This is a genomic window from uncultured Campylobacter sp. (assembly GCF_938030685.1).
GTDB lineage: Bacteria > Campylobacterota > Campylobacteria > Campylobacterales > Campylobacteraceae > Campylobacter_B.
The window spans coordinates 1-3,608 of sequence record NZ_CALHHX010000177.1 but is presented as its reverse complement, the minus strand read 5'-3'; the positions used below and the strand labels follow the sequence as shown (position 1 = coordinate 3,608).

At 49.8% G+C, this 3,608-nt stretch carries 4 protein-coding genes and 1 pseudogene; all 5 read right to left on the bottom strand.

All coding sequences use genetic code 11. The features are described from left to right. On the bottom strand, positions 1-743 hold a 743-nt coding region (gene xseA, locus Q0369_RS08225), incomplete at its 3' end, for an exodeoxyribonuclease VII large subunit (protein ID WP_298098497.1). Beyond that, positions 736-1,464 carry a bifunctional demethylmenaquinone methyltransferase/2-methoxy-6-polyprenyl-1,4-benzoquinol methylase UbiE gene (gene ubiE, locus Q0369_RS08220; protein ID WP_297964443.1) on the bottom strand — a complete coding sequence of 243 codons (729 nt, stop codon included), beginning with the start codon at positions 1,462-1,464 and terminating at the stop codon, positions 736-738. The genes xseA and ubiE, both read right to left, overlap by 8 nt. Positions 1,465-1,473: 9 nt before the next feature. After that, entirely contained in the window at positions 1,474-2,892 is a 1,419-nt protein-coding gene (locus Q0369_RS08215) for a CHAD domain-containing protein (protein ID WP_298098495.1), read from the bottom strand. 48 nt (positions 2,893-2,940) lie between these two features. Beyond that, the gene (locus Q0369_RS08210) at positions 2,941-3,351 is read right to left on the bottom strand and encodes a Fur family transcriptional regulator (RefSeq protein WP_005869540.1); all 411 of its coding nucleotides are present in this window, start codon (positions 3,349-3,351) and stop codon (positions 2,941-2,943) included. 65 nt (positions 3,352-3,416) lie between these two features. Next, a pseudogene (locus Q0369_RS08205) lies at positions 3,417-3,608 on the bottom strand (1-deoxy-D-xylulose-5-phosphate synthase); the annotation flags it as partial.

The window sequence follows — 3,608 nt, the reverse complement described above, 5'->3', positions numbered from 1 at the left end:
GGCGTGAGGCTTCGGTGATCGGCTACGAAATCGCTGATGCTAAAATCGATCTCGTGTCCGACCGCCGAGATGACGGGCGTTTTGGCCGCGTAGATCGCGCGCGCCAAGGCCTCGTCGTTGAAGCACCACAGATCCTCGCGCGAACCGCCGCCGCGAGCGATGACGATCGCATCGTAGCCCTTCTCGTCGGCTACGCGCAGCGCGCTTATGATCGAAGCGGGCGCGCTCTCGCCTTGCACTAGCGCGTTATACAGATCGATCTTGCAAAGCGCGAAGCGGTCCTGCGCCGTGCGAAGCATATCTGCCTGTGCCGCGGAACCCGCGCTTGTAATGATCGCGATGCTTTGGGCAAATTTCGGAAGCTGCTTTTTGTGTGTGGCATCAAAAAGACCCTCTTTGCTAAGCTTATCTTTTAGCGCGGCAAACGCCGCTTCCAGCTCGCCCTCGCCGCTTTTGCGGATGTTTGAGACCTGGATCTGATACGCGCCCGTGGGAGCGTAGAGCGAGACCTTGCCGCTTACGATGAGCTTATCGCCGACGGCGGGGATAAAATTTATCCGCGCGGCGTTAAATTTAAACATCGCGCAATCGATCGCCGCGCTCGCGTCTTTGATCGTGAAATACCAATGCCCGCTCGTGCTTTGAATTCTAAGCTTAGAGATCTCGCCCTCGACCTCGACGAAGCTAAAGCTCGTCTCTAAAAGCGCCTTGGCTTGGGCGTTTAGCTCGCTTACGCTAAGCATCGTCGCTCTTCCGCGCGATTTTTTCCGCAATGAAAAGCGTGCTGACGTCGAAGCTGAAGCCCTTTTGCACGCGCAGCTCAAAGCCCGCATTTTTGAGCTTTTCGCTAAAGCTCGCGGCGTCTAGGAAGCTGCCAATGGAGCTTGGCAGATACTCGTAGGCTTCTTTGTTTTTCGAGATAAAGGCGCCGATTTTGGGTAAAATTTTGCTCACGTAAAAATCTCTGATTTTAAACGCGAGCCCGCCGCTAGCGGCTTTGGTAAATTCCAAAACCACGAGCGAGCCGCCCGGTTTGATGATCCGGTTAAATTCCGCAAGCGCCGCGTCCAGCTCCACGACGTTTCTTATGCCGTAGCTGATGCTTAAAATATCCACGCTCGCATCATCCAGCGTCGTAGCGCCCGCGGTCGCTTTGATAAACTCGCAGCCAGGGAATTTTTGCCTCGCCACTTCGAGCATCCCTTCGCTAGGATCGATCCCTACGATCCGCTCGATCTGCACGCCGTGCTGAGCCGCGCCGTCGCGCCATGAGCTTATCATATCGCCCGTACCGCACGCGACGTCGGCGATACTCACGAGCCTTCCTTTAAGCTTTTCAAGCGTTAGTTTGACCGCTTTTTTGCGCCACGAAACGTCCACGCCGAAGCTGATGGCGCGGTTTGCCAGATCGTAGGTAGGCGCGATTTCGTCGAACATCTTTATGATTTTTTCCTGTTTTTGCACGGACTTTCCTTATTCGTATGCTTTGATTTTACGCAGCGATCTTTTCAGCGCGCGCAAAAAAGCCTCTTTTTCATTTAAAATTTTTTTCTCCAACTCGGCGCGGCGGTCGTTTAGGCGGGCGTCCAGAGCCAGCAGATACGCAAACGCGACGCCGCTTTTATCGCTTGCTTTTTGATAGATCGCGATGAAATTTTGCCATACGCTGATATCTTGCAGCGCGCCGAAATCCTCGCAGACGGCCTTGGTGCGCTTAAACAGCTCCCTGACGCAGCCTTCATCAAAGCTTCTTGCAAAAATTTCAAGCGCGTATCGCAACCTCTTTAGCCCTATACGCGCGTCGTGAAATGCCTGCAGCGATGAGCCTTGCTTCAAATTTTTTAGCTCCGCGCGCAAGTTTTTAATCAATTTGCAGAGGCGGGCAGAGGCGAACTTTTTTGAAATTTTTTCATATTCGCTGCGCGCGTAGATGCCGTCCGCGCCGCTTAAAAAGCCGCTAATAGCGCCGTTTAAATCTGCAAATTCCGCGCTAGAGAGAAATTCCAAAATTTTATCCCCCGAGCGCTTTGTGATAAGATTTAGCTGTTGCAAAAAGTTCGCAGGCGCGTCGTCGGCCCTTAAAAACTCCGCAAAAACGTGAAGGTCTCGCAGCTGATTGGTGCGGCTCATAAATTCTGCGAGGAGTTTTAAAATTTCATCTTTTTTCTCCGCTTCGAAAAGTGGCGTGGATAGCTTCAAAACGGCTCTAAATTTACGTATCTGCACGCGCAACTCGTGAAGAGCTTCGGGGGCTAGGCTTTTTTGATACTCGCTTTTTGCGCCGCACGCCCTCGTCCACGCTAGCTCAAGCGCCAAACGCGCAAGCTTAACGCTGACCGCATAGGGCGGCGCGAAAAATTTAACTCGGCTAAATTTTTTAAAAACGTTGCGAGCATGCGCGAAATCAAGCGAGCGCGGTGGGATGCCGTAGCGCGCCAGATAGCGGCTTTTGTAGCGGTAATCGTCTGTGATCTCGCAAAAATCGGTGCTGCCGAAGGTTTTTGCAAAATCGAAATTTGCGCTTGCCGCCTCGCTTTGAAATTTCGCTCGTAAAATCACGAGCGTGCTTAGCTCGCCGCCGTAAAGCTCTAGCCAAAACTCCGCTTCGTCACTGGCAAAGCCGTAACGGTTCTTTTGCACGACTCGGGCGATCCTGCTTTTTAAAGCCTCTTTGAAATCATCTTTTGAAATTTTAAAATTTAGAGTTTGTCTGTCGAGATCCTCTTTTTTGTGGTGCAAAGAGCACTCATCGTTTTGGCGGATGTAGTAAATTTCGGGGTAGAACGAAGTATAAAACCAAGCGATCTTTACCTTGCGACATTTCAGTCCCGCGCGCTCTAGCGTCCGCAGAATCGAATCATCGCTCAATAAAAATTTACGCTTAGTTTGCATACCCGCTCCAAAAATAAAGTGGGTAATAATAGCAGAAAATTCTTTAAACTATCTACACTTTTCGCAGTCTTCGACCGTAGCCGTGATATTTAGCTTGCGGATGAAATTGCCCGCTTTGCGCTCGATGTTTTTCAAAACGTCCTTATTAAAGGCATCATCCATGAAAAGATCCGTGACGTTACCACATTTTTCGCATACGACGTGGATGTGCGGCATCTGATAAATGTCGTAGCGACTCTTTTTATTCGGCGCATTGACCTCGACTACGACGCCTTCGTCGAGCAGGGTGTTTAAATTTTTATAAACCGTCGCTAGCGAGATGGATGGATAGTCCTCCTTGATCCCCTCGTATAGGTCATCTATACTTGGATGTTCGTGGCGATCCAGCACCTTTAGGATGCACAATCTTTGAGGAGTTGCTTTCAAACCGCAAGTTTTGAGTAGTTCTACGTGGCTCATTTTTGTCCTTCAAAAAATTTTAAAGTGATATTATCAAATTTTACTTTAAACAAAGTTGATATTAACTAATACTTTTTATCACTTAATATTCGCTCGGTTAGAGTTTGGATATCCAAGCCCAAGCTGCGCTCCACGTCGGCGGTCTTGCCGTGCGGCAAAAAGATATCGCCGAACTCGAAGCTTACGATCTTTACGTCCGAAATTTCATTTTCTTGCAAAAATGCGCTTAAAATTTCACCGACGCCGCCCTTTTTGGC

What these genes read in the sequence shown, in the direction of transcription:
- Q0369_RS08215 (WP_298098495.1), bottom strand. Translation starts at nt 2,892, where the DNA reads ATGCAAACTAAGCGTAAATTTTTATTGAGCGATGATTCGATTCTGCGG.
- Q0369_RS08210 (WP_005869540.1), bottom strand. Translation starts at nt 3,351, where the DNA reads ATGAGCCACGTAGAACTACTCAAAACTTGCGGTTTGAAAGCAACTCCT.